General features: G+C 69.0%; 23 protein-coding genes and 1 tRNA gene. 9 read left to right on the plus strand and 15 right to left on the minus strand.

What is annotated here, in order from left to right:
• Positions 1-25 precede the first annotated feature (25 nt).
• The 3 genes from AC1D2E_RS11295 (at position 26) to AC1D2E_RS11305 (ending at position 2,365) form a co-directional block, all read left to right on the plus strand.
• Complete coding sequence (locus tag AC1D2E_RS11295) at positions 26-721, plus strand: response regulator (protein ID WP_478197489.1); 696 nt, start codon at positions 26-28, stop codon at positions 719-721.
• Positions 722-739: 18 nt separating this feature from the next.
• Positions 740-815: transfer RNA gene (locus tag AC1D2E_RS11300), tRNA-Phe, on the plus strand.
• 332 nt (positions 816-1,147) lie between these two features.
• Positions 1,148-2,365 (plus strand): RtcB family protein, encoded by a 1,218-nt coding sequence (locus AC1D2E_RS11305; protein ID WP_478197490.1) that lies wholly within the window; start codon positions 1,148-1,150, stop codon positions 2,363-2,365.
• A 39-nt stretch (positions 2,366-2,404) separates the two neighbouring features.
• Here the strand turns inward: AC1D2E_RS11305 and AC1D2E_RS11310 are convergent, their stop codons facing one another.
• From AC1D2E_RS11310 to AC1D2E_RS11320, 3 genes are all read right to left on the minus strand, one after another.
• Positions 2,405-3,406 (minus strand): NADP-dependent oxidoreductase, encoded by a 1,002-nt coding sequence (locus AC1D2E_RS11310; RefSeq protein ID WP_478197491.1) that lies wholly within the window; start codon positions 3,404-3,406, stop codon positions 2,405-2,407.
• Between the two features lie 19 nt (positions 3,407-3,425).
• Positions 3,426-4,238 (minus strand): oxidoreductase, encoded by an 813-nt coding sequence (locus AC1D2E_RS11315; RefSeq protein WP_478197492.1) that lies wholly within the window; start codon positions 4,236-4,238, stop codon positions 3,426-3,428.
• Between the two features lie 158 nt (positions 4,239-4,396).
• The gene (locus tag AC1D2E_RS11320; protein ID WP_478197493.1) at positions 4,397-4,996 is read right to left on the minus strand and encodes a TetR/AcrR family transcriptional regulator; all 600 of its coding nucleotides are present in this window, start codon (positions 4,994-4,996) and stop codon (positions 4,397-4,399) included.
• A 2-nt stretch (positions 4,997-4,998) separates the two neighbouring features.
• Between AC1D2E_RS11320 and AC1D2E_RS11325 the strand changes: the two genes are divergently transcribed.
• Positions 4,999-5,247: a tripartite tricarboxylate transporter substrate-binding protein gene (locus tag AC1D2E_RS11325; RefSeq protein ID WP_478197511.1), complete on the plus strand. Its 249-nt coding sequence runs from the start codon at positions 4,999-5,001 to the stop codon at positions 5,245-5,247.
• 13 nt (positions 5,248-5,260) lie between these two features.
• Here AC1D2E_RS11325 and AC1D2E_RS11330 read toward each other — a convergent pair whose 3' ends face one another.
• The 5 genes from AC1D2E_RS11330 to AC1D2E_RS11350 all read right to left on the minus strand — a co-directional run bounded on the left by AC1D2E_RS11330 (position 5,261) and on the right by AC1D2E_RS11350 (position 10,597).
• Positions 5,261-5,944: a YceH family protein gene (locus AC1D2E_RS11330; RefSeq protein ID WP_478197494.1), complete on the minus strand. Its 684-nt coding sequence runs from the start codon at positions 5,942-5,944 to the stop codon at positions 5,261-5,263.
• 36 nt (positions 5,945-5,980) lie between these two features.
• A complete protein-coding gene (locus AC1D2E_RS11335; RefSeq protein WP_478197495.1) occupies positions 5,981-7,123 on the minus strand; it encodes a phospholipase A in 1,143 nt (380 codons plus the stop codon).
• Entirely contained in the window at positions 7,120-7,596 is a 477-nt protein-coding gene (locus AC1D2E_RS11340) for a hypothetical protein (RefSeq protein ID WP_478197496.1), read from the minus strand. Before AC1D2E_RS11340 ends, AC1D2E_RS11335 begins: the two co-directional genes overlap by 4 nt.
• On the minus strand, positions 7,593-9,692 hold the full coding sequence (locus AC1D2E_RS11345) for an ATP-dependent helicase (RefSeq protein WP_478197497.1): 2,100 nt from the start codon (positions 9,690-9,692) through the stop codon (positions 7,593-7,595). The genes AC1D2E_RS11340 and AC1D2E_RS11345 overlap by 4 nt, the downstream gene beginning before the upstream one ends.
• A 263-nt stretch (positions 9,693-9,955) precedes the next feature.
• Positions 9,956-10,597: a hypothetical protein gene (locus AC1D2E_RS11350; RefSeq protein WP_478197498.1), complete on the minus strand. Its 642-nt coding sequence runs from the start codon at positions 10,595-10,597 to the stop codon at positions 9,956-9,958.
• Positions 10,598-10,812: 215 nt separating this feature from the next.
• Here AC1D2E_RS11350 and AC1D2E_RS11355 point away from each other — a divergent pair, with 215 nt between their 5' ends.
• Positions 10,813-11,019 carry a hypothetical protein gene (locus tag AC1D2E_RS11355; RefSeq protein WP_478197499.1) on the plus strand — a complete coding sequence of 69 codons (207 nt, stop codon included), beginning with the start codon at positions 10,813-10,815 and terminating at the stop codon, positions 11,017-11,019.
• Between the two features lie 14 nt (positions 11,020-11,033).
• On the opposite strand, the gene AC1D2E_RS11360 is transcribed toward AC1D2E_RS11355, so the two are convergent.
• Entirely contained in the window at positions 11,034-13,136 is a 2,103-nt protein-coding gene (locus AC1D2E_RS11360; protein WP_478197500.1) for a primosomal protein N', read from the minus strand.
• Between the two features lie 140 nt (positions 13,137-13,276).
• Between AC1D2E_RS11360 and AC1D2E_RS11365 the strand changes: the two genes are divergently transcribed.
• Positions 13,277-13,471, plus strand: a complete 195-nt coding sequence (locus tag AC1D2E_RS11365) for a hypothetical protein (protein ID WP_478197501.1) — start codon at positions 13,277-13,279, stop codon at positions 13,469-13,471.
• A 35-nt stretch (positions 13,472-13,506) separates the two neighbouring features.
• On the opposite strand, the gene hemE is transcribed toward AC1D2E_RS11365, so the two are convergent.
• The 4 genes from hemE to AC1D2E_RS11385 all read right to left on the minus strand — a co-directional run bounded on the left by hemE (position 13,507) and on the right by AC1D2E_RS11385 (position 18,475).
• Positions 13,507-14,610, minus strand: a complete 1,104-nt coding sequence (gene hemE, locus AC1D2E_RS11370) for a uroporphyrinogen decarboxylase (RefSeq protein ID WP_478197502.1) — start codon at positions 14,608-14,610, stop codon at positions 13,507-13,509.
• Positions 14,611-14,649: 39 nt separating this feature from the next.
• Complete coding sequence (locus tag AC1D2E_RS11375; RefSeq protein ID WP_478197503.1) at positions 14,650-15,342, minus strand: redoxin domain-containing protein; 693 nt, start codon at positions 15,340-15,342, stop codon at positions 14,650-14,652.
• A gap of 93 nt (positions 15,343-15,435) precedes the next feature.
• Positions 15,436-17,622, minus strand: coding sequence for a protein-disulfide reductase DsbD family protein (locus AC1D2E_RS11380; RefSeq protein WP_478197504.1), 2,187 nt, complete (start codon positions 17,620-17,622; stop codon positions 15,436-15,438).
• Positions 17,623-17,728: 106 nt separating this feature from the next.
• On the minus strand, positions 17,729-18,475 hold the full coding sequence (locus tag AC1D2E_RS11385; protein ID WP_478197505.1) for an alanyl-tRNA editing protein: 747 nt from the start codon (positions 18,473-18,475) through the stop codon (positions 17,729-17,731).
• Between the two features lie 138 nt (positions 18,476-18,613).
• On the opposite strand from AC1D2E_RS11385, the gene AC1D2E_RS11390 reads away from it, so the two are divergent.
• The gene (locus AC1D2E_RS11390) at positions 18,614-19,963 is read left to right on the plus strand and encodes a PQQ-dependent sugar dehydrogenase (protein WP_478197506.1); all 1,350 of its coding nucleotides are present in this window, start codon (positions 18,614-18,616) and stop codon (positions 19,961-19,963) included.
• A 22-nt stretch (positions 19,964-19,985) separates the two neighbouring features.
• Here AC1D2E_RS11390 and AC1D2E_RS11395 read toward each other — a convergent pair whose 3' ends face one another.
• A complete protein-coding gene (locus tag AC1D2E_RS11395) occupies positions 19,986-20,996 on the minus strand; it encodes a zinc-binding alcohol dehydrogenase family protein (protein ID WP_478197507.1) in 1,011 nt (336 codons plus the stop codon).
• Between the two features lie 85 nt (positions 20,997-21,081).
• On the opposite strand from AC1D2E_RS11395, the gene AC1D2E_RS11400 reads away from it, so the two are divergent.
• Together AC1D2E_RS11400 and AC1D2E_RS11405 are read left to right on the plus strand one after the other, a co-directional pair.
• On the plus strand, positions 21,082-21,987 hold the full coding sequence (locus AC1D2E_RS11400; protein ID WP_478197508.1) for a LysR family transcriptional regulator: 906 nt from the start codon (positions 21,082-21,084) through the stop codon (positions 21,985-21,987).
• 104 nt (positions 21,988-22,091) lie between these two features.
• The gene (locus tag AC1D2E_RS11405; protein ID WP_478197509.1) at positions 22,092-22,910 is read left to right on the plus strand and encodes a creatininase family protein; all 819 of its coding nucleotides are present in this window, start codon (positions 22,092-22,094) and stop codon (positions 22,908-22,910) included.
• A gap of 22 nt (positions 22,911-22,932) precedes the next feature.
• Here the strand turns inward: AC1D2E_RS11405 and AC1D2E_RS11410 are convergent, their stop codons facing one another.
• A complete protein-coding gene (locus tag AC1D2E_RS11410) occupies positions 22,933-23,574 on the minus strand; it encodes a YbhB/YbcL family Raf kinase inhibitor-like protein (RefSeq protein ID WP_478197510.1) in 642 nt (213 codons plus the stop codon).
• Between the last annotated feature and the right edge of the window lie 86 nt (positions 23,575-23,660).

Here is a 23,660-nt window from a genome sequence, read left to right on the forward strand (position 1 = left end):
CTACAACGCGCACACTCAAGCACACATGGCAAACATCCTCGTGGTCGACGACGAGCTGGGCATCCGGGACCTGCTCTTCGAAATTCTCAATGACGAAGGCCACAACGTGGAACTCGCCGAGAACGCGGCCGAGGCGCGCGCCGCGCGACAGCGGGCCCGCCCCGACCTGGTCCTGCTCGACATCTGGATGCCCGACACCGACGGCGTGACGCTGCTCAAGGAGTGGTCGGCGGCCGGCCTGCTGAGCATGCCGGTGGTCATGATGAGCGGCCACGCGACGATCGACACCGCGGTCGACGCCACGCGCATCGGTGCCTTCGCCTTCCTCGAGAAGCCGATCACGTTGCAGAAGCTGCTGAAGGCGGTCGAGCAGGGGCTGGCGCGCGAAAGCGCGCGCCGTGCCGCTGCCAGCGTGGTGCCGCCGTCGAGCAGTTTCGCCGCGGTCGTGACCACGGTCGGCGACAGCGCGCTGGTGCCGGCCGCGCCGGCGCTGCCGGCGGCCGACCTGGGCCCCCAGTCGACGCAGAGCTTCGATCTCGACCGCCCGCTGCGCGATGCGCGCGATGGCTTCGAGAAGGCGTACTTCGAATTCCACCTGGCGATGGAGAACGGCTCGATGACGCGCGTGGCCGAGAAGACCGGTCTCGAGCGCACCCACCTGTATCGAAAACTGAAGCAACTTGGCGTCGATCTTTCGAGAGGGCGCAGAAGCGCTGTATAATCGCGGGCTGCACACCAAGGCCCGGTAGCTCAGTTGGTAGAGCAGCGGATTGAAAATCCGCGTGTCGGTGGTTCGATTCCGCCCCAGGCCACCAGATATTCAAGCGCCCCAGTGCCCGATTCGGGTCCTGGGGCGTTTTGTTTGTTGCGCCGATGTCTTCACGGCTCGGGCGCTGTGCGACCGTCCCTCAGGGTCAAGCGCTGCCTGAGTTGAGGAACTGCCTCAGGCGGTGACTCAAACCGAGATCGAGCCGGGGCCCGTCATGGATCGCGGCGATGCGCTACGCGGACAGAGATCGCGGAAGAAGTCCGAGGCCTTCCTGGTCGAGCCAATGGGCATCAATGCCGCATTGCCGCTCGATCAAACCCCTGTTCCTCGCAGTGACACGGGCTCGAGCCCCATCGTGCTCAACAATGCAAGAACACCATGGAAACCAACTGCCTCCACGAAGACGTGCCCGGCGGCGTGCCCATCAAGATGTGGACGCGCGGCGTGCCGGTCGAAGACGCGGCCAAGCGCCAGTTGACCAACGCTGCGCGCCTGCCCATCGTCTTCAGGCACATCGCGGCCATGCCCGATGTGCACTTCGGCATCGGCGCCACCGTGGGCTCGGTGATCCCGACCCTCCGCGCGATCATTCCGGCGGCGGTGGGCGTGGACATCGGCTGCGGCATGATCGCCTGCAAGACCACGCTGGTGGCCGAAGACCTGCCGGACAACCTGGCCCCGCTGCGCTCGGCCATCGAGCGCGCCGTGCCGCACGGCCGCTCGCCCGGCGCGCGCGACCCGGGCGCGTGGCAGAAGGCGCCGGGCTCGGTCAATACCGCATGGGCGCAACTCGAACCCGAGTTCACCGCGCTGTGCCGCGACTACCCGAAGCTGGCGAAGACCAACCACATCCAGCACCTGGGCACGCTGGGCACGGGCAACCACTTCATCGAGGTCTGCCTGGACGAAGCGGGGTTCGTGTGGTTCATGCTGCACTCGGGCTCGCGCGGCGTGGGCAACTTCATCGGCACGATGTTCATCGAGCTGGYCAGGCAGGACGCGATGCGCCACCAGGTCAACCTGCCCGACCGCGACCTCGCCTACTTCGAGGAAGGCAGCCGTTACTTCGGCGACTACGTGCGCGCGGTGGGTTGGGCGCAGAAGTTCGCGGCCATCAACCGCGAGCTGATGATGAAGCGCGTGATCGAGGCCGCGAAGACGGTGATCCGAAAGAGCTTCCAGAGCCACATCGAGGCGGTGAACTGCCACCACAACTACGTGCAGAAGGAACGCCACTTCGGAGAGGACGTCTACGTCACCCGCAAGGGCGCGGTCAGCGCAAAGTCCGGGCAACTGGGCATCATTCCCGGCAGCATGGGCGCGCGCAGCTACATCGTGCGCGGCAAGGGCAACGCGGACAGCTTCGACAGCTGCTCGCACGGCGCCGGCCGCGTGATGAGCCGCAGCGAGGCCAAGCGCCGCTTCACGCTGGCGGATCACCGCGCGGCGACCGAAGGCGTCGAATGCCGCAAGGACAAGGACGTGATCGACGAAACGCCGGCCGCGTACAAGAACATCGATGCGGTGATGGAGGCGCAGAAGGACCTGGTTGAAGTCGTCCACACCTTGAAGCAGGTGGTGTGCGTGAAGGGCTGAGCGCGAAGCCGGGCCGCCGGGACACCGAACCCGCCCGCTCTATCTCACCTTGACGACGACCTTGCCTTTTGCGCGGCCTGCTTCGACGTAGGCCATGGCCTCGTTGGTTGACTCGAACGGGAAGACCCGGTCCATCACGGGGCGGATGACGCCAGCATCGAAGAGGCGGGTGATCTCGCGCAGTTGGCTCCCGTTCGCCTTCATGAAGAGGAACGCAAAGCTGACCCCGCGGCGCTTTGCCTTTCGTCGGATTCCCGAACTCAGCAGCCGCATGACCAGTTTCGCGAACCCGGGTGCCCCGCTTTCCTTGCCGAATTCGGGATCAGGCGGTCCGGAGATGGAGATGAGCTTCCCGCCGCCCTTGAGCACGCGGAGGGATTTTTCGAGTGTCTTGCCGTCCTGGCTGTTCAGGACCACGTCATAGTCGCGCAGGACATCCTCGAAGTCCTGCGTCTTGTAGTCGATGACGATGTCTGCGCCCAGACTCTTCACGAGCGCGACATTGGTCGTGCTCGTCGTCGTGGCAACGGTTGCGCCCAGATGCTTGGCCAACTGGATGGCAAAAGTGCCTACGCCGCCGGAGCCAGCCTGAATGAAGACCTTCTGCCCCTTCTTCAGGTCGGCCTTCGCTATCAGTGCCTGCCAAGCCGTCAAAGCCACCAGGGGAATGGAAGCGGCTTCTTCCATCGTGAGACCCTTGGGCTTGAGCGCCAGGGAAGCTTCCTTGACGGGAACGAATTCAGCGAAGGTACCGATCCGAAAATCATCCGGCCGCGCATAGACCTCGTCGCCCAGCTTGAACTGCCGCACGCGGGGTCCGACCTTGACCACGACGCCTGCCACGTCGTGGCCCAGGATGAGGGGCAGGCGATAGGGCAGGATGAGCTTGAACTCACCATTCCTGATCTTGGCGTCCAGCAGGTTCACGCCAGCGGCGTGGACCTGGACCAAGACCTCGTCATCGCGCAATTCCGGAGTCGGCATGTCTGCCGACCGCAGCGCACCTTTCTTGCCGTATCGATCGAGAACAAATGCTTTCATGGTTCTTCCTTGTTCCTGCCTATGCGCCGAGCCGCAGGTCTTTTCGAACCCCTGCATCGAGCACGCGGGCAGGCGCAAACCTGCGCAGCAGGCGCATGCGGCTGGCGAGGCCGGGGGCGTAGTGGATCTTCGGATGAACCGCCTTGGCCGCCTTCAACACGATTTCGGCCACGACGTCAGGCCCATCAGCACCCACCAGCACTTCCTTGACCCGCTTCTCCACGCCCGCGCGGACTTCGCGATACACCTCAAGGGAAGCATCGGGTTTCAACAAGTTCGCGTCGAACGGCGTATTGATGTAGGCGGGCTCGACCACTGAGACGCGGATGCCCATCGTGCGCAGTTCATGGTCGAGCGATTCCGAATAGCCCGCGACCGCATGCTTGGTGGCGGAATACAGCGCCATGTAGGGCATTGGCAGGAAACCCAGCACGGAGCCGATGTTGATGATGCGCCCACCCCTTTGGCGGCGCATATGCGGCACGACGGCCCGGGTCATCCGGACCATCCCGAAGAAGTTCGTATCGAAGATCGACTGGGCCTGCTCGATCGAGCTCTCTTCCGCTCCGGCTGGAGCGACCCCGAAGCCGGCGTTGTTGACGAGAAGGTCGATGTGGCCTTCCAGTTGCATGACCTTCCGGACCGCAGCTTCGACCGACTCGTCCCGGGTCACATCAAGGGGCAACATCTCGAACGATCGTCGGCCTGCCTGGCCCCCACGTCTGCTGGTGCCGTATACCTTGTAGCCGGCCATCGCAAGCCGCTGCGCGGTCGCTTCGCCGATGCCCGAGGAGGCCCCCGTCACGAGGGCAACCTTGCTGTTCAAGTTCATGACGTTTCTCCTTCGGCGTGTGGGATTCGGGACGCGTCGGCATGCGGGGTGCGCTGCCAAACAGAAGGACAAGGGCGCGCTTGAAGGGCGTCATGTCCATTTGGAATGATGATCATCATATTTCTAGGCGAGCGAACAGGCAGCGTGTCTCAGTGGATTCAGGCGGGGGCCAGATGCTTCAGTGCGGCCTCGCACAGGCTGTCCGAGAGCGCGGGCTCGTCGACTGCACGGGCCAACAGCAATGTGCCCACCATGGTGGAGACGGTCACGAGTGCGCGTTCGTGGGCACCGGGCTGCCCCCAGTCAGGCGACTGACGGGCGACAAGATCAATCATTTCCTTGACATGCCGGGTGGTTGCTCGGCGGACTTCGGGTGCCTGGCGAGGCGTCTCCGAGCCCAGCGCGGCCAGGGGGCACCCCATCTCCACATGCTCCAGGTGCTCCCTCGAGAGATAGGTGCGAAGCATGGATGCCAAAGCCTGCTCGGCCGGCACGCTGGCAACGACGTTCGCCGCGACGGCGGCCGACTCGGCGCACGCCCGATTCGCTGCTTCTGCCAACATGGCTTCGCGCGATGCGAAATGGGCGTAGAAGGCGCCATGGGTCAGGCCGGCCTCCTTCATGATGTCGGCGACTCCGGTACCGTCGTAGCCGCTACGACGGATCGCCCGCGCAGCGACGGACACGATGCGCTCGTGCGAGGCTTCCTTGGCCGCTGCTCTGACCTTGTGCTTCGTGTTTCGCATGATGCGCATCATACATTTTTCGCAAAGCACGTACGGCGCCTAAGAGATCCGGCCGGGACCTGACGCCCATCGCCCTCGCGGTGGAAGCGCCCATGGTGCTGCTGGTCAACGAAGCCTCGCCGTACAAGACCTGGGCCGATTTCCTGAAAGCTGCCAAGGCCAAGCCGATGGGCTTCGCCACCTCGGGCACCGGCAGCGTCGCGCACGTGGACAACCAGAGGTCCCGCGACGTGATTGCCAAGGCGGGCATCAAGCTGGAGTGAGTTCGGCGGGAACTCAGCGGCCTCCGGCCTCGATCCCCAGTTCGGAACAGATCCGCGCCACCAGGGCCTTCAGTCCCGCGACTTCGGCCTCCAGCCGCGCCACATTGGCCTTCAGCGCCGCGACTTCGCCCAGCGACACGTCTGCTGCGCCCGCCGCCGGCCCTGCAAAGGCACCACCGCCCGCATCCTCCGCCGGCGCTCCGCTCAGCAAATGCGCCCAGCGGCTTTCACGCGCACCCGGCAGCCGCGCCAGCTTCACGACCAGCGCACCCGCCGGCCGTTCCGCCATCTCGTCCAGAAAACCCTCCACCGCCGAGATGTCGGCGAAGTTGTGCATCCGGTCGCAGGCGATGCGCAGTTCGCCCGCGGTCTGCGGGCCGCGCAGCATCAGCACGGTCAGCAGGATGATCGACTGCGAGGGGATGCGCAGCACGCCGTCGATGTTGTGGGCGTAGCGGAAGCTTCGCCCGCCGCTGGTCTCCGACACCAGGCTGTAGCCCTTGAGGCTGTCGAGCGCCGCCTGCGCCTCGGCATCCGTCACCTCCAGGATCGGGTTGCGGCTGGTCTTCTGGTTGCAGCCGGCGACCAGCGCATTGAGTGTCAGCGGATAGCTGTCGGGCACGGTGCGCTGCTTCTCGGCAAGCACCCCCAGCACACGGGTTTCGAGCAGCGACAGGGTGGGCAAAGTGGGCGTCATGGCGGCATTGTCGTCGCGGCCTCGCCCGCCCCCCGATCAGAAGTCGACCAGCGCCAAGCCCACGTTGAACACGGTGCGCTTGCGGTTGTAGTCGACCAGCGTATCGCCGTAGCCATAGAACAGCTGGGCCTGGAAGCGCAGGTTGCTCTTGACCGGGTCGCCGATCGCCTTGAGCCACTCGAGCCGGACCGCGCCCTTGCCGCCGCGCACCGCCACGCCGACCTGGTTCAGGCGGTCGATCTGCCAGGCGCCGCGCACCTCGGCGTGGCCCAGGTACTTGGTGATGTCGGGGTTGTCGTCGTCCGCGGAATTCTCGGAGATTCGGCTCCACACCCGGCCGGTGACGACGAACTTGTCGCCGAGCTCGGCGCCGCCCATCAGGTAGACCCGGTTCCAGCTGCGCGAATACGGCAAGTCCTGGCCGTTCGACTGGTGCACCAGGCCCAGGCCGGTGTAGCGCATGCGCCAGCCGCCGCCGAGCTTGAAATCGGTCGGGTAGCTGTAGATCAGCTCGGGTTCGTGGTCGGTGGTGCGGAAGGGGCGCGAGAGATCTTCGTTGAACACCTGCCAGGTCGAGGCCTGCGAGTAGGCGAACCAGAGGCCGTCCTTCTTGCTCGGGTCGTCCCCGGTGAGCAGGCCCTGCGCGAGCTTGGTGCGCACCGACAGGCCGATGCGCATGTCCTGGGCCTGGTAGGGCCGGTCGACGCCGGTGTGGTTGGGCGCCGGCGACGTCGGGGTTTCCGGCTCCCGGGCCGCCACGCCGACGCCGACGCTGAGCGGCCGGTAGCCGCGGAAGCCGAGCGTGCCGCAGTTGCTGCCGGCCTCGAGTTCCCAGAAGCGCGACAGCGGCGAGTACTGGCGGTCGCGGCAGCCGTCCTCGGTGGTGAGGGTGATCACGCGCGTGGCCGGCACCGTGGCGTCCACGGGCGGCTGCGTCTCGGCCAGCACCGGCGGCGCCGGCGGCACCGCCGCGGCCGGCAGGGTCTGCTGCTGGGCCCAGCGATCGAAGCAGGCGAGCCGCGCTTCCTTGTTGTCGCTGCCCGCGAGGCGCTGGCACTGCTGCCAGGTCAGTTGAGATTCGGCCAGGGGGCTGGGCGGCTTGTCCACCGCCTGGGCTTGCACAGCGGTGGCGCCGATTCCGGCGAAGAGAGCGGTGAAAAACAGAATGCGTTGATTCATCGATCGGTTGCCGAATTGCCAGTCTTGTTCAGTACGAAGGGATGGGTGCTGTCGCTCGCGGCATCGCGCCAGATGCCCTTGAACTCCCGGCCGCACGACGCCGCTTCCAGCGCGCCCAGCCAGACGCCGCTGATGGCGCGGCCGTCCAGCGATTCGTCGAGGCTCAGCATGCCGTCGTCGTCGATGTCACCCGCCAGCTGGGAGACGGTGGCGGGAGCGCCGTCGCCGCCCCGGCTGATTGTGCCGCGCACGCCGGCGTAGTCGGGATGTGGGTCGAGCTTGACTTTTGCGACGCCCTTCTGGCCGTCGATGCGCGCTTCCCAGGTGCCGAACAGCGCCGCGAGCGGCAGCTCCGATGCGCTGGCGGGGCAGGCCGCGGCGCTGGGCGCCGGCGCGCCCTTGGGGGCGTCCTGCGCGGCGGCGGCCACTGCAATCAAGCCGGCAGCGAGCCCGGCCGTCCGCAGCCACTTCATGGCGCCGAGGCGGCCGCTGCTGCTGCGGCGGCGTTGTCCTGCACCTTGCGCGCGAACTCGGCGCGCAGCGCCTTGAGTTTCTCGCGCGGGTCTTCCTTGGCGGTCTTCTTGTCGAGCGCCATCTCGGCGATGAATCGGCTCGGCTGCGCGGCGACCATCTCGCGGCCCTTCTTGCGCCGCTTGGTCCAGCTCACGGCCAGGCTGCGCTGGGCCCGCGTGATGCCCACGTACATCAGCCGGCGTTCCTCCTGCAGCCGCGTCAGCGTGTCGTCGCTGATCTTCTCCTGCCGGCCGCCGTCGTCGTCGAGCTTGAAGGGCAGCAGGCCTTCGGTCACGCCGACCAGCATCACGTGCGGCCACTCGAGGCCCTTGGAGGCATGCAGCGTCGACAGCGTGACCACGTTCTGGTCCTGCTCGCGCTCGCTGATGGTCGACAGCAGCGAGATCGTCTGCGCGACTTCGAGCAGGCTCTTGCGCTCGCTCTCGACGGTGGCGCCCGAGGCGTCGTCGATCTGGCCGCCGCAGCGCTGCGACATCCAGTCGCAGAACTCCATCACGTTGGTCCAGCGGCTGGCCGCGGCTTGCTCGCTGTCCTCGCCGTCGTAGAGATGCTTCTCGTAGTCGATCTCCTTGAGCCATTCGGCCAGGAAGGCGCGCGCATCCTCGGCGCCCAGGGTGCGGCGGGCCCGGTATTCGAGGTCGTTGATGTAGCGGCCGAACTCGTGCAGGCCCTCTTGGGCGCGCTTGGGCATCACGCTCGGCAGAGACGGGCTGAACAGCGCCTCGAACAGGCTCAGCTTGTACTGGCTCGCGAAGGTGCCGAGACTGGCCAGCGTGGTGTGGCCGACGCCGCGCTTGGGCGTGGTCACGGCACGCAGGAAGGCCGGGTCGTCGTCGTTGTTGACCCACAGCCGGAACCAGCCGCACAGGTCCTTGATCTCGGCGCGGTCGAAGAAGCTCTGGCCGCCCGAGACCTTGTACGGAATCTGCGCGCGGCGCAGCGCCTGCTCGAACACCCGGGCCTGGTGGTTGGCGCGGTAGAGGATCGCGAAGTCGCGGAACTCCTTGAACTGCGGGCCCTGCGCGGTGGCGTCGCCGGCGCGCAGGCTCTGGATGCGCGCCACCGTGCGCTCGGCCTCGTGGGCTTCGCTGTCGGCATCGACGATGCGCACCGGCTCGCCCTCGCCGAGTTCGCTGAACAGCGTCTTCGGGAACAGCTTCGGGTTCGGGCCGATCACGTTGTTGGCCGCGCGCAGGATCGCGCTGGTGCTGCGGTAGTTCTGCTCGAGCTTGATGACCTTGAGGTTCGGGTAGTCGACCGGCAGCTTCTTGAGGTTGTCGAGCGTGGCGCCGCGCCAGCCGTAGATCGACTGGTCGTCGTCGCCCACGGCGGTGAAGCGGCCGCGCTCGCCGACCAGCGCCTTCAGCACCTCGTACTGGGTGGCGTTGGTGTCCTGGTATTCGTCGACCAGCACGTGGCCGAGCGCCGCCTGCCACTTGGCGCGCACCTTGTCGTGCTGCTGAAGCAGCTTCAGCGGCATGCCGATCAGGTCGTCGAAGTCGACGCTCTGGTAGGCCGCCAGCCGCTCCTCGTAGCGCGCCATGATGCGGGCCGTGATGCGCTCGTTGTCGTCGGCTGCCAGCGCCTCGGCCTGGGCCGCGTTGAGGCCCATGTTCTTCCACTTGCTGATGGTCCACTGCCAGATCCGCGCGGTGGCGGYATCGGTGGTGCCGCCGGCATCCTTGAGGATCTTCGTCACGTCGTCGCTGTCGAGGATGCTGAAGGCCGGCTTCAGCCCCAGCACCGCGCCGTCCTCGCGCATCATGCGCACGCCTAAAGCGTGGAAGGTGCAGACCACCACGTGCCTGGCGTCGCGCCCGATCAGGCCCTTGGCGCGCTCGCGCATCTCGGAGGCCGCCTTGTTGGTGAAGGTGATGGCCGCGATCCGCTTGGGTTCGAGGCCGGCCTGGATCAGGCGCGCGATCTTGTGGGTGATCACGCGCGTCTTGCCCGAGCCAGCGCCGGCGAGGACCAGACAGGGGCCGTGCATGTAGTTGACGGCTTCTTGTTGCGCGAGATTGAGACCGGAAGACATGGAGGTGCGGGAACGGAAGGCGCAAACGGGCAATGATACGGGGGGCACCGCGCGCGCCGGGTCGCCGGAGTGTGCTAGGGCGCCCGCAGGCCGGGATGGCCGGCGGCGCCAAGCGCAATCGCTGCGTGCTGCAGATCTTCGTTGTTGCCGTTCCCTTCTTCGCCCCCTGATAGCCGGAGGCTATGCGGCTGGGCGCATCGCCCGCATCATCCTGTGGACCACAGCCCTGGCCTTCTTCAGCTTCCCCTTGGCCGCGGTCTGGGTCAGGGCGTGAGGACGCCCAGCTTGTGTGGATCGGCGTCGGACAGCAACTCGCAACGTGACAGGTCGCGTCCCTGGGTGCCGTCGCAATAAAAGGTGTTGTAGACCTTCCCGAACAGGGTCGGCGACGAGGTGAACAGCACCCCCTGGTTCGGCTGCCACCGGTCCTTGGCGGCCGGCTCGGCCGCTGCCGCGGCCGCCGGTTCGCCGGCCGGGGCGATGAACTCCGCCAGCATCCGCTGAGCGTCCTCGCCGCTCCAGCGGCTGGCGAGTTCGCCGGGGCGGGGCCGGCTGGCGACCGGGATCAGCAGCGCGTTGACCTGGAAGCCGCGGCCGAAGCGATGTTCCTTGCCCGCCAGGAAGGCAAAGGCGCAGGCGGCCTGGCACTGGCCCTTGGCCTCGGTGTTGGCGCCGGCGGCCCGGATCGCATGCGCGTAGTCGCCGGCAACCTCGGCCGAGCCGCCCAACGCGTTCTCGAAGACCACGGTGCGAACCCGGCCACTGGCCAGCTGCGATTCGAACTCCTTGAACGCACTGCCGTCGAGCATGCCGCTGACCAGCAGGCGGTTGCCCTCGAGCTCCAGGGTGGCTGCCGGCACGCTGGCGACCATGCCGCTGAGGGCAAGGAAGCACAAAATCCTCAAGAGCGACTTCACCGGATGAGCCTTTCGCAGGAGCCCGGACTGAGCCCTGCCGCGTCGATAGCTTGTCCAGCCCGCCGGCGCAGAGTCAACCGTTGTTGCAGAGTATTTCCTGCCGCCGGTCGTTTCAGATCCGAATTTCGTGCAATATTGCTTTCGACTAATGCTTCGGTACTCAGAAGCGCTGCTACAGTGGCTTCCTGGACCGGGAGAGTGGCATGACGACTTTGACACGCGGGGTGCTTTGGATGGCATGGCTGGCCGGCATCGGCTGGCTGTGGTTCGCCGGTTCGCTCGGGACCGGCGCCGCCTTGGCGGCGATCTTGCCGAGCCCGCTGCTCTTTCTGCTTCCCGTGACCGTGCGACGTCGCCGGTCCGGCCTTCAATACGTGGAGATGGGCAAGGAGCCGGTCGGCCTGCTCTGACGCCGCTGCGGGGCTCAGATGCTCTGCGGATCCACATCGACCAGCCAGCGGATCACGCCCTTGCCCTCGGGCTGGCGGCGCAGAGCGTGCAGCAGCGGCTGCCATTGCGCCAGCAGCCGCTGCAGGGCCGCGCGAGAACCACTCTCGATCAGCATCTGCGCCCGCTCCACGTTCGCCACCCGCTGGATCGTCAGCGGCACCGCCGGATAGCGCGTGACCCGGTCGGCGCCCGGCAGCGCGTCGGCCGCGGCACTGGCGGCGTTGAGGAAGGCCTGCGCGGTTTCCTGCGTGCGCGCGTCGGCCCGCAGCAGCGCCTGGAAGGCGAAGGGCGGCATGCCGGCGGGCGCGCGCTCCTTCAGCTCCCCCTCGGCGAAGGCCGCGTAGTCGTGCCGGCGCAGCGCCGCGAACAGCGGGTGCTGCGGATGGTGAGTCTGGATCCACATCTCGGCGGTGGCTTCCTGCGCCGTCAGGTAGGCGGCATCGCGGCCGGCGCGGCCCGCCGACTGCATCAGCAGGCTGAACAGCCGCTCCGGCGCCCGGAAGTCGCTCGAGAACAGCGCGCCGTCCGGGTTGACGGCCGCGACCAGCGTGATGCGGCGGAAATCGTGGCCCTTGGCGATCATCTGCGTGCCCACCAGCACGTCGACCTCGCCAGCGTGCACGGCGGCGAGCTGCGATTCGAGCGCCCCCTGCTTGCGCGTGCTGTCGGCGTCGATGCGGGCGATGCGCACCGCGCTGCCGTCGGGCCGCCGGACCGCGGCGAACAGTTCGCCCAGGTGCTCCTCCAGGCGCTCGGTGCCGCGGCCGACCGGCGCGATGTCGGGGTTGCCGCAGGCCGGGCAGGCGCGCGGCACGCGCTCGGTGAAGCCGCAGTGGTGGCAGCGCAGGGTGCGGTCGATCTTGTGGAACACGCGGTAGGCGCTGCAATGCGGGCATTCGCTCTTCCAGCCGCAGTCGCCGCAGGTCAGCACCGGCGCGTAGCCGCGCCGGTTCAGGAACACCATGCTCTGCTCGCCGCGCGCGATGCGCTGGCCGATGGCCTCGAGCAGCGCGCCGGACAGCACGGTCTTCGGCGGCTGCAGGTTCATGTCGACCAGCCGCACCGCGGGCAGCGCGCCGGCGCCCACGCGCGAGGGCATCGCCAGCCGCAGGTAGCTGCCGCCGGCATCCGTGCCCTCCGCCGGCCGGCTGCGGTGCCAACTCTCGAGCGAGGGCGTGGCCGAGCCGAGGATCACCTTGGCGCCCTCACGCCGGCCGCGCCACACCGCCAGGTCGCGGGCCGAGTAGCGCGCGCCCTCCTGTTGCTTGTAGCTGGGGTCGTGCTCCTCGTCGACCACGATCAGCCGCAGTGCCGGCATCGAGGCGAATACCGCCATCCGGGTGCCGAGCACGATGCGCGCCGCGCCGCCGTGCGCCGCCAGCCAGCTCGCGAGCCGCTGCGGGTTGGTCATGCCGCTGTGCAGCGAGACCACCGCATCGGCGCCGAAGCGCGCCTTGAAGCGGGCTTCGAGCTGCGGCGTCAGGTTGATCTCGGGCACCATCACCAGCGCCTGCGCATCGGGCTCGCGCTCGAGCAATGCCGCCACGCTGCGCAAATAGACCTCGGTCTTGCCGCTGCCGGTGCTGCCGAACAGCAGGAAAGGGCCGGGCTCGGCCTCGAAGCGGGCCAGCGCGGCGGTCTGCTCGGCGGTGAGCGCCACCGCGGGCGCCACGGTGTCCGCGCCGCCGGTGCGCGCCGTAGGGCCGCCCTGGCGCTTGAGCCGTCGCGCCAGCTGGACCGCGCTCAGGTCCCGCAGCTGCGGCGGCAGGGCGGCCAGCGCGATCTCGCCGAGCGAGCGCTGGTAGTAGCGCGCCGCGAAGGCGACCAGGTCGCGCCAGGCCTCGCCCAGCGGCGGCAAGGCGTCCAGCACACCGGCCAAGGACTTGAGTTCCATGGCCGACGGCGTGACGTCGTCCGGGCCGCGGGCCGCCCAGGCGACTCCCAGCACCTCGCGGCGGCCCAAAGGCACCCGTACCAGTGCGCCCGGCGCCACAGCGGCGGGGCTTTTGTAGCTAAGTACATCCCCTAGTGCACTGTGCGCCGGAGTCTGAACGGCGACGTCGATGCACCAAGTCAAGGCAGCTTCCCACTAGGCAGGTTTGTTAAAGAGAAGTGGAGCAAAACGGCTTAAGTCGTTGATTTTTCAGCGCTTTGCGGGACATCCAGAGTTTCTGTGGATAACTTTGTTGATATCAGGGCTCGACACGTCGCCAGCCCTTGAAAATCAAGGCTCCCGCTGGAATGCCCGCAAAAAAAGCAAAGTTCAAATCCTATATGAATCAACAACTTAGCTTCGCTATCGCTTTAGGAGCAAGCCTTGACAAAGGTCAGAAGGTTTTGCGCACCGCAGCAGTCGTTTTGTGCATAAGTCAGTCCCTCCTTACGCTTTTGGCGCTTGACAAACGCCTGTGAGGCGTTCTCGACACTTACAACTCATAACAGAACGCTCAATCACGCAGCATGCGTGACTGCGAATGCACCGCATTCACGAGCGCAGCGACATGCGCCGGCGGCGTGAACTGGCTGATGCCGTGACCGAGGTTGAAGATGTGCGTCGGTCCGGTGCTGGCGGGGTCGGTGTGCGGCCGGCCGAAGCTTTGCAGCACCTTGGCGACTTCGTCCTCGATCTGCCGCGGCTGCGCGAACAGCACGTTGGGGTCGATGTTGCCCTGCAGGGCCTTGCCGCGCGGTCCTTCGCCGACGAGCGCGCGCGCGCGGCCGAGGTTGACGGTCCAGTCCAGCCCGAGCACCTCGCAGTCCAGCGGCTGCATCTCCTCGAGCCAGAGTCCGCCGCCCTTGGTGAAGAYGATGCGGGGCACCGGCCTGCCATCGGCGCCGTCGCGCTTCAGCTGCGACAGCACGCGCTGGGTGTAGGCCAGGCTGAAGGCCTGGAAGGCGCCATCGGCCAGGACACCGCCCCAGCTGTCGAACACCATCACGGCCTGGGCGCCGGCATCGATCTGCGCGTTGAGGTAGGCGGCCACGGCATCGGCATTGACCGCCAGCAGCCGGTGCATCAGGTCGGGACGGCTGTAGAGCAGCRTCTTCACCTGCCGGTAGTCGCTCGATCCCGCGCCCTCGACCATGTAGCAGGCCAGCGTCCACGGGCTGCCCGAGAAGCCGATCAGCGGCACCCGGCCGTCGAGCGCGCGGCGAATCGACGCCACGGCGTCGAAGACGTAGCGCAGCTTGTCCATGTCGGGCACGGCCAGGGCCGCGATGCCGGCTTCGTCGCGCACCGGCCGGGCGAAGCGCGGGCCTTCGCCGGCCTCGAAAGAGAGGCCCAGCCCCATCGCGTCGGGAACCGTCAGGATGTCGGAGAAGAGGATCGCGGCATCGAGCGGGAAGCGCTCCAGCGGCTGCAGCGTGACCTCGGTCGCGAAGTCGACGTTGGTGGCCAGGCCCATGAAGCTGCCGGCCTTGGCGCGGGTCGCGAGGTACTCGGGCAGGTAGCGCCCGGCCTGGCGCATCAGCCAGACGGGCGTGTGGTCGGTGGCCTGGCGCCAGCAGGCGCGCAGGAAGGTGTCGTTCTTCAGGGGGGCGAAAGGCATCCTGCGATTGTCGCAGGGGCCACCCCGCCCCGGCCGGCCTCAAGTCTTGTACTTGATCGAGCAGCCGTACGGGCGGGTGGCTGCGGCGCTGATCGCCTTGCCGCCGAAGGCTTCGCCGAGCGCCTGGTTGACGTAGTTGGTGGCGGTCTTGATGTCCTCCGCGCGGGCCGAGGGGATGCTGTCGATGCCGCCGGCATAGACCAGCGTGCCCTTGGGGTCGACGATGAAGATGTGGGGCGTGGTGCGGGCTCCGTAGGCGCGGCCGATGACGCCGTCCTCGTCCATCAGCACCGCGGTGGGGGCGCCGGATTGCGCCTTCATCCAGTCTGCCAGCGCCGCCGGCTTCAGGTAGTCGCCGTGGCCGCGCTCGGTCGAGTTGATGGCCAGCCAGACCACGCCCTTGGCGGTGGCGGCCTTCTGGGAGGCGGGCATGTTGCCGCTGCCGTAGTGCTTGCCGACGAAGGGGCAGCCCGGGTTGGTCCATTCGAGCACCACGAACTTGCCGGCGAAATCCGACAGGCGGTGCTGCGCGCCGGCAGTGTCGACGGCGACGAAATCCGGCGCCGGCTGGCCGACCGCGGGCGCGGCGGCGGCCTGCGCGTTCATCAGGAAGGTGGCGCCCAGCGCCACCGCTGCGGTCATGATGGCGCGCCGGGAGGCGCGGCTGAGGGCGGCGCGGGCATCGCGCGCCGCACGGTAGGAACGTGAGCCTGAAGAGGACGATGTGGACATGGTCGGCTTGGACTCCTTTGGATAAATACTCAACAACCGCGACAGCTTAGAACGGATTCTTCATGTCCGTGTGACAAGCCGTTAGGGGCGGGGTCAAAGCCGTGCCAGTGCCTCCCGCAGTTCATTCTTGCCGAGGATTTCGGTCAGCACCACGGGCGGCTTGCCGGGCGCCTGCAGCAGGTAGACCGGCACGCCGCTGCGCCCCAGCGCGGTCAGCGCTTCGGTGATGGCCGGGTCGCGCCGGGTCCAGTCGGCGCGCAGCAGCGCCACTTTGCGGGCATCGAAATCGGCCATCACCTCGGCGTCGGCCAGCGTGCTGCGCTTGTTGTACTGGCAGGTCACGCACCAGGCGGCCGTGAAGTCGACGAACACCGGCTGGCCGGCCGCCAGCAGTGCGTTCGTGCGCTCGGCCGACCACGGCTGCCAGCGCTGCCCCACCGCCGCCGTGGCGACGGGCTCCGCCGGTCGCAGCACATGGCCGCCGATGGCGCTCGCCAGCACGGCGCCGAGGGCGATCGTCAGGCTGGCGAGCACCAGCCGGGTACGGCCGCGCAGCGTCAGGCTCCAGGCGATCGCCGCCAGGCACACCAGCAGCCCCAGCAGGGCGCCGGCGCCGTCGATCCCGCTCTGCTGGCCCAGCACCCAGACCAGCCAGGCGACGGTGGCGAACATCGGGAACGCGAGCAGGCGCCGCAGGGTGTTCATCCAGGCGCCGGGCCTGGGCAGCAGGTGCGCCACGGCCGGCACGAAGCCGGCCGCCAGGTAAGGCAGGGCGAGGCCGAAGCCGAGCACCGCGAACATCAGCAGCGCCTGGCTGGCGGGCAGGCCGATCGCCAAGCCCAGCGAGGCCCCCATGAACGGTGCGGTGCAGGGCGACGCGACCACCACCGCAAGAACACCCGACAGGAAGTCGTTGGCCAGCGGATGGCGCGCCTGCACGGCGCCGAGCGAGGCCGGTGCCATGCGGCCGAACTCGAACACGCCGCCCAGGTTGAGGCCGATCAGCGTGAACAGGGCCGCCAGGGCTGCCACCACCACGGGCGATTGCAGCTGGAAGCCCCAGCCGAGCTGGGCGCCGGCCGACCGCAGCGCCAGCATCGCGCCGCCCAGGGCCAGGAAGGACAGGACGACGCCGCCGGTGTAGGCCAGGGCGGCCAGCCGGTGGGCGCGGCGGTCGTCGGCGTGGCGCGTGAAACCCAGCACCTTGATCGCCAGCACCGGGAACACGCAGGGCATCAGGTTCAGCAGCAGGCCGCCGATCAGCGCGCCCAGCAAGGCGGCGAAGAAGCCGACCGATGGCTGTGGCGGGGGGGCGGTGCCGGCGTTGGCTGCCAGCGCGGCCTTGAGCGCCGGCGACACCTGGGCCGGGGCTGCGATGGTCGGCCAGGCGCCGGAAACCGGCGGCTCGGCACGCCAGGCGACCGGTTGGCCGGGCTGCCGGTCGGCCTCGGCGAGCGCCACCACCACCGGCATCACGGAGGGGCTGGCGCTGCGCTGTTCGGCCAGCGGCACGCTGGCGGTCCAGGCATCGCCCTGCCAGGCCTGGGTCCAGTCGCTGCCCTGCACGGCGGCGGTACGGATCACTTCGGCGGTTTCGGGGAAGAATTCCAGGGTCTTGCCCTGCGCCGCGGCGGGCAGGCCTTCGAGGCGCACCTGCAGCCTGTCGCCCTCGACGGTGATCCGCCCGGACTGCGCCAGCGCCGCCGGCTGGGCCGCGAAGGCGGCGTCGAAATCCGCCTTGTGGAGCGCCGTCGAGCCCTGCAGCGGCAGCTTGAGCTGGAACTCGCCGTCCTCGGGAATGCACTCCTTGCTGCACACCAGCCACGAGGCCTTGAGCCTGACTTCGAGCGCCGGGCTGCCCGTGGGCGCGGCCTGCGGCTTGAAATCGGGCGCCACGGTGAGCGGCACCGGCAGCAGCACCGTGTGCTCGTAGCCGTAGTTGGCGAGGTTGCCGATCGGGATCTTGCGCGGCACCGGCCAGGCGATGTCGCCGCTGGAAACGCCCGCCGGCAGCGACCAGGCCAGCTCGGTCGGCAGGCCGGAGTCGCCGGCGTTCTTCCAGTAGGTGTGCCAGCCCGGCTGGTGCGCGATCTGCAGGCCGACCCAGACTTGCGCCCCGGGCGAAACGCCGTCGGGCGCATGGGCGACGAGTTCGGCCCGCACGTGCGGGGTCGTGACCACGGGGCCGACGCGGGACGCCAATTGCGCCGCGGCCGGCAGGCAGGCCGCAAGGCCGGCGCAAAGAATGGCCGCGAAGCGGAAACGGGAAAGCAAGGACATGCCTTCAGTCCGAGCGGCGCGCCGGGGCGAAGTTCCGGCCCGGCTCAAAAGGTGAGCTCCGTGCTTCGTACTGCGGTGCGAGCGCCTTCGGGCGGCCGGGCGACGCTCATTCGGCCCATCCCAGCACCACGCGCCGGCTGTTGGCGCTCTTCTTCTCGATCTTGGTGACCACCACGGCGCCGATCTCGCGCGTGTTGGCCACGTGGGTGCCGCCGCAGGGTTGGAAATCGATGGTTCCGGCGCCGTCGCCGATGCGGATGGTGCGGACCGTGCCGGTGCCGCGCGGCGGCTGCACGCTCATGCTCTTGACCAGGGCCGGGTTGGCGTCGAGCTCGGCATCGCTGATGGCGCCGACCGCCAGCGGGTGGGCCTCGGCCACCAGGCGCGCCAGGCCGGTTGTCAGGGCCTCCTTGTCGAGCGGCTCGGTCATGTGGAAGTCGAGCCGGGCGTAGTCGGGCGTGATCGAGCAGCCGTTGACCGGCTGCGGCACCAGGTGGCACAGCAGGTGGGTGGCGGTATGGAAGCGCATCAGCTTGTGGCGCCGCTCCCATTCGATCGATGCGGTCACGCGGTCGCCGGGTTGCAGCGCGTCCAGCAGGGATTCCTGGCCCGGCGCCGGCACGTGGAGGATCAGGTCGGTCGGCTTGCCCTCGGCATCCTTCGCCTTGCGGGTGTCGGCGATCGCGATCTCGCGGCCGTCGGCCAGCCGCAGGCGGCCGCTGTCGCCAGCCTGGCCGCCACCCATCGGATAGAAGACGGTGCGGTCGAGCCGGATGCCGCCCTCGTCGGCGCCCACCACGAGGGCCTCGCAGTCGCGCAGGTAGGCATCGGAACGGAACAGGTCGTCGGTCATGGCTCGATGGTAGCGGCGCGCCGGGCGGGGGTGGGCTCACACCCGAAAGCGCCCCCAGCCGACAACGGGCGGCGGCGCGCCTTGGGCATGATCGGCCCCGGGGCCATCGATTCGGCGCCCGCCTGAAGGACTTCCACCATGACGCCACCGATTTTCCTGCGGCTGTCGCTGCTCGCGCCGGTCGCGGCCGTGCTGCTGCTGGCCGCCTGCGGCGACACGGCGCGGCTGCCGCTCGAGGCCGAGACCGGCCCGGCGCCGAGCCTGCCGGCGCCCAGCATGAGCCTGCTGCCCACCGTCAACATCGCGCCCGCCGTGGGCTGGACCGACACCGCGGGCCCGACGCCGCCCGAAGGCTTCGCCGTGACGGCCCTGGCCCGCGGGCTGGACCACCCGCGCATGGTCTACACGCTGCCCAACGGGGACGTGCTGGTGGTCGAGAGCGACGCGCCGCCCAAGCCCGAGGGGGGCGACGGCGGCAGCGGCTTGGTCGCCCGGATCCGGGCCAAGGCTGCCGAATGGGTCCAGAAGCGGGCCGGCGCCGGCGTGGCGAGCGCCAACCGGATCACGCTGCTGCGCGACGCCGACAACGACGGCGTTGCCGAGCTCCGGCAGGTCTTCATGCAGAACCTCAGGTCGCCGTTCGGCGTCGTGCTGGTGGGAAACGAGCTCTTCGTCGCCAATGCCGATGCGCTGGTCAAGGTCCCCTATGCCGAGGGCCAGACCACGATCACGGCGACGCCGGTCGAGGTGACCGACCTGCCGGCGGGCATCAACCACCACTGGACCAAGCATGTGGTCGCCAACCGCGAGGGAACCAAGCTCTACGTCAGCGTCGGTTCCAACAGCAACGTGGCCGAGAACGGCATGGACGCCGAGGAGGGGCGGGCCGCGATCTGGGAGGTCGACCCGAAGAGCGGCGAGAAACGGCTGTTCGCGAGCGGGCTGCGCAATCCCACGGCGATGGCCTGGGAGCCCGACACCCAGGTGTTGTGGGCGGTGGTCAACGAGCGCGACGAGCTCGGCAGCGACCTGGTGCCCGACTACCTGACCTCGGTCAGGGACGGCGCCTTCTACGGCTGGCCCTGGAGCTACTTCGGCGGCTATGTCGACCCGCGAGTGAATCCGCAGCGCCCCGACAGGGTGGCCAAGGCGCTGGTGCCCGACTACGCACTGGGCTCGCACCGGGCGCCGCTGGGCATCGCCTTCTCGAGCCCGCGCGGCATGCCGCCCGAGTTCGCCAGCGGCGCCTTCATCGGCGAGCACGGCTCCTGGAACCGCAATCCGCTGGCCGGCTACAAGGTGGTGTTCGTGCCCTTCATCGGCGGCCGGCCCAGCGGCCTGCCGGTGGATTTCCTGACCGGCTTCCTGAGCGCCGACGACAAGGCGCAGGGCCGTCCGGTGGGCGTCGCCCTCGACCGGAGCGGCGCCCTGCTGGTTGCCGACGACGTCGGCAACGCGGTCTGGAAGGTCCGCAAGAAGCCGCAGTAGCGCCCGCGGCGGCCGGCCGCATTCAGAACCCTTCGAGCACCACCTTGCCCTGCGCCTTGCCGCTCTCGATCAGCGCGTGGGCGCGGCGCAGGTTGGCGGCATTGATGATGCCGAAGCTGGCATTGGCGGTGGTGCGGATGCGGCCGGCGTCGACCAGCCCGGCGACCTCGGCGAGCAATTCGCCCTGGCGGGCCATGTCGGGCGTCTCGAACTTCGAGCGCGCGAACATCATCTCCCAGTGCAGCGAGAGGCACTTGGCCTTCAGCGCCATGGCGTCGAGCACCGGCAGGTCGTCGATCACCGCCATCTGGCCTTGGGGCTTGAGGCTCTCGATGATCTGGGCGTAGTGCCTGTCGGTCTGGGTCAGGCTGGCGACGAAGTCGACCTCGCCGATGCCCGCGGCCTTCAGTTCGCCGGCCAGCGGCTTGGCGTGGTCGATCACCGCGTGGGCACCCAGCGCGAGACACCAGGCCCGCGTTTCGGCGCGCGAGGCGGTGGCGATCACGCGAAGCTGCGTCAATTGGCGCGCCAGCTGGATCAGGATCGAGCCCACGCCGCCGGCGCCGCCGACCACCAGCAGGGTCTGGCCGGCGCCGCCGCCCTGCGGCACGCGCAGGCGGTCGAACAGCAGTTCGTAAGCCGTGATCGTGGTCAGCGGCAGCGCCGCGGCCTGGGCGTCGCCGAGGCTTCGGGGCGCCAGCGCGGCGATGCGCTCGTCCACCGCATGCAGTTCGCTGTTGGCGCCGGGCCGGACGATCGAGCCGGCGTAGTAGATCCGGTCGCCGGGCTTGAACTTCGTCACCGCCGGGCCGATCGCTTCGACCGTGCCGACCGCGTCCCAGCCCAGCACCTTAGCCTGGCCGGCTTCGGGGGGCGCATTGCGGCGCACCTTGGTGTCGACCGGGTTGACCGAGATCGCCTTCACGCGCACCAGCAGGTCGCGGGCGCCGGGCGTCGGGGCCGGCAGTTCGAGATCCTCGAGCGCGGCGGGGTTGTCGATGGGCAGGGACTGGCGGTAGCCGACGGCTTTCATGGGATCTCCTTGATCGTTGCAKTGGGAGAAATGTAGAGTCCCAACCAGAGATTGATAAGACTGCAAATAGAAGCTTCACTTTCAAATGAAGATTGAAAATATCGCCGACCTGCAGGTGCTGGTGCACACCGCCCGGGGCGGCACGCTCACCGCGGCCGCTTCGGCGCTCGGCATCACGCCGGCGGCGGCCAGCGCGACCCTCAAGCGGCTGGAGGCGCAACTGGGCGCGCGCCTGTTCGAGCGTTCGACCCGGGCCATGCGCCTGACGCCGCAGGGCCAGACCCTGCTCGACTACGCGGTGCGCGCCTTCGAGCTGCTGGCCGAAGGCGAATCGCTGGTGCTGGCCGATCGCGGCGCGCTGGTCGGCACCGTGCGTGTCGCGGCGCCGTCGGATCTCACGCGGGTGACGCTGCTGCCCTGGTTCGACGAATTCCTCGACCTGCACCCGGGCCTGCAGTTGGCGCTCTCGGTCGGCGACCGCCCGCTCGACGTCACGCGCGACGAGGTCGACCTTGCGCTGCGCTATGGCCCGCTGGCCGACTCGCGGCTGGTGGCGCGGCGGCTCGCCGATTCGCGTCCCGCGCTGTGCGCATCGCCCGCCTATCTGCAGCGCCATCCGGCGCCGCAGACGCCGCAGGACCTGCTGCAGCACAACTGCCTGACCTTCCACCGCGGTGGCCGTCGCCAGCGGCTCTGGCGCTTCTGTCGCAACGGCCACTGGACCGAGGTCCGCGTCGACGGCGACCGGGTGGTCGACGACGCTTCGCTGGCCCGCGAATGGGCACTGGCCGGACGCGGCATCACCCTGAAGTCCGAGCTCGACCTGCAGCGCGACGTGGCCAACGGAGCCCTGGTGCACCTGCTGCCCGACTGGGACACCGATCCCTATCCGCTGCACGCGCTGCTGCCCAGCGGCCGCTTCGTGCCGGCGCGGGTGCGGGCGCTGGTGGATTTCCTCGCGCTCAAGTTCGCCGCCGTCCCGGCGCCTTGAACAGGCCTCCGAGGTCGGCGCCGGGCCGCCCCAAGCCGGCCTGCGCCCCCTCGGGGGGCAGCGAATACACGAAGTGATGAGCGTGGGGGCTCTAAGATCACTGCATGACCGCCCCTGCCAGCCGCTTCTGGTCCCAGCTCACGACCCGCGACTTCGCCGCCCTCGACCCCGCCGCCACGGTGGCGGTGCTGCCGCTCGGGGCCACCGAGCAGCACGGCCCGCACCTGCCGCTGGGGGTCGACTCGACCCTGGCCGACGGCATCGTCGCCGCCACGCTGCCGCTGCTGCCGGCCGAGCTGCCGGTGCTGTTCCTGCCGACCCAGCAGATCGGCCTGAGCCCCGAGCACGCCCGCTTTCCCGGCACGCTGACGCTGTCCTCCGGCACGCTGATCCGGCTCTGGAGCGAGATCGGCGCCGGTGTCGCGCGCGCCGGGTTGCGCAAGCTGGTGCTCTTCAATGCCCATGGCGGGCATTCGGGTGCCATGGACATCGTGGCGCGCGAACTGCGCGCGGCGCACGGCCTGATCGTCTACAGCGCCAGCTGGTTCAACCTGCCGCTCGGCGCGGCCGGGGCGCAGTTCAGCGCCGACGAGCACCGCTTCGGCGTCCATGCCGGCGAGATGGAAACCTCGATGATGCTGGCGCTGGCCCCCGGGCAGGTCACGATGGCCGCGGCCCGCGACTTCGGCTCGACCTCACGCCAGCGTGCCGCCGACTACGCGATTCTCGGCAATGGCCGCAGCGCCAAGCTCGGCTGGGCCATGGAGGACTACAACCCCGAGGGCGCGGCCGGCAATGCCGCCGCCGCGACCGCGGAAAAAGGCCGGGCGCTGGTCGATGCCAGCGCCACGCAGCTGGCCGCGCTGCTGGCCGAGGTGTCGCGTCTGCCGCTGGACACCGCCTATACGCAGCCGCTGCCCTGAACCGGCTCCCGCGTGCCTGGCCTCAGCCGGCAACCAGCGAGCCGGTCGGCGCTCTTTCCGCCAGCTTGATCGAGCCGTCGTGCCGCTCGCAGGTGCCGATCAGCAGGCCGCTGGCGATGGCATGCGTGCGCAGCGCCTCGAACACCTCGTCGCGACCTGGATTGGTCGAGAAGGCGGGGGCCGTGCCGAGCGCGAACACCTGGAAGGCGTAGCGGTGGACACCGTGGCCGGGCGGCGGATCGGGCGGCAGCCAGGCCGCCTGCAGGTAGGAATTGCGGCCGGCGTGAACGCCGCTGCCTTCGTGGTCGGGGCTCGGCAGCGCGGATTCGTGCAGGCTGCCGTCGGCAGGCGGCAAGTCGACCACGATGGCATGTACCAACGGATGCGGCGTCGGCGAATCGGCATCCTCCACCACCAGCACCAGCACCAGCACCAGCGCGGCGGCGTCATCCGGCACGCCGATCCAGTCGATCGGCGGCGAGCGGCCGGCGCCATCGGCCGTGTAGCGCTCGGGCAGCGGCGCGTGGTCGGCGAAGGCCAGGCTGCTGACCGTGATCGCGCCCATGCCGGCACGCAGTCCGATCGCGTTGAAAGCGATTTCTTCGAGGCCGGCACGCACGCCATGCAAGGCGTGGCCGATCGCGTCGGGGAGCTTTTCGAGCATCCGGAAGTTATATAGCAGCGCTACCGGCCGCGCGATGGCCGCCGGACTCCAGGCGCTGTCGGCCGCGGCCCGCTATCATCAAAATG

It is taken from the genome of Variovorax sp. P1_H2 (assembly GCF_056405295.1).

Excerpts from the sequence above, each read along its gene's own strand:
- AC1D2E_RS11410 (WP_478197510.1), bottom strand. The coding sequence starts at position 23,574 with ATGCTCGAAAAGCTCCCCGACGCGATCGGCCACGCCTTGCATGGCGTG.
- AC1D2E_RS11385 (WP_478197505.1), bottom strand. The coding sequence starts at position 18,475 with ATGACCGACGACCTGTTCCGTTCCGATGCCTACCTGCGCGACTGCGAG.
- AC1D2E_RS11335 (WP_478197495.1), bottom strand. The coding sequence starts at position 7,123 with ATGAATCAACGCATTCTGTTTTTCACCGCTCTCTTCGCCGGAATCGGC.
- AC1D2E_RS11400 (WP_478197508.1), top strand. The coding sequence starts at position 21,082 with ATGAAGATTGAAAATATCGCCGACCTGCAGGTGCTGGTGCACACCGCC.
- AC1D2E_RS11330 (WP_478197494.1), bottom strand. The coding sequence starts at position 5,944 with ATGACGCCCACTTTGCCCACCCTGTCGCTGCTCGAAACCCGTGTGCTG.
- AC1D2E_RS11295 (WP_478197489.1), top strand. The coding sequence starts at position 26 with ATGGCAAACATCCTCGTGGTCGACGACGAGCTGGGCATCCGGGACCTG.
- AC1D2E_RS11310 (WP_478197491.1), bottom strand. The coding sequence starts at position 3,406 with ATGAAAGCATTTGTTCTCGATCGATACGGCAAGAAAGGTGCGCTGCGG.
- AC1D2E_RS11390 (WP_478197506.1), top strand. The coding sequence starts at position 18,614 with ATGACGCCACCGATTTTCCTGCGGCTGTCGCTGCTCGCGCCGGTCGCG.
- AC1D2E_RS11405 (WP_478197509.1), top strand. The coding sequence starts at position 22,092 with ATGACCGCCCCTGCCAGCCGCTTCTGGTCCCAGCTCACGACCCGCGAC.
- AC1D2E_RS11380 (WP_478197504.1), bottom strand. The coding sequence starts at position 17,622 with ATGTCCTTGCTTTCCCGTTTCCGCTTCGCGGCCATTCTTTGCGCCGGC.
- AC1D2E_RS11320 (WP_478197493.1), bottom strand. The coding sequence starts at position 4,996 with ATGATGCGCATCATGCGAAACACGAAGCACAAGGTCAGAGCAGCGGCC.
- AC1D2E_RS11315 (WP_478197492.1), bottom strand. The coding sequence starts at position 4,238 with ATGAACTTGAACAGCAAGGTTGCCCTCGTGACGGGGGCCTCCTCGGGC.
- AC1D2E_RS11375 (WP_478197503.1), bottom strand. The coding sequence starts at position 15,342 with ATGTCCACATCGTCCTCTTCAGGCTCACGTTCCTACCGTGCGGCGCGC.
- AC1D2E_RS11395 (WP_478197507.1), bottom strand. The coding sequence starts at position 20,996 with ATGAAAGCCGTCGGCTACCGCCAGTCCCTGCCCATCGACAACCCCGCC.
- AC1D2E_RS11340 (WP_478197496.1), bottom strand. The coding sequence starts at position 7,596 with ATGAAGTGGCTGCGGACGGCCGGGCTCGCTGCCGGCTTGATTGCAGTG.
- AC1D2E_RS11355 (WP_478197499.1), top strand. The coding sequence starts at position 10,813 with ATGACGACTTTGACACGCGGGGTGCTTTGGATGGCATGGCTGGCCGGC.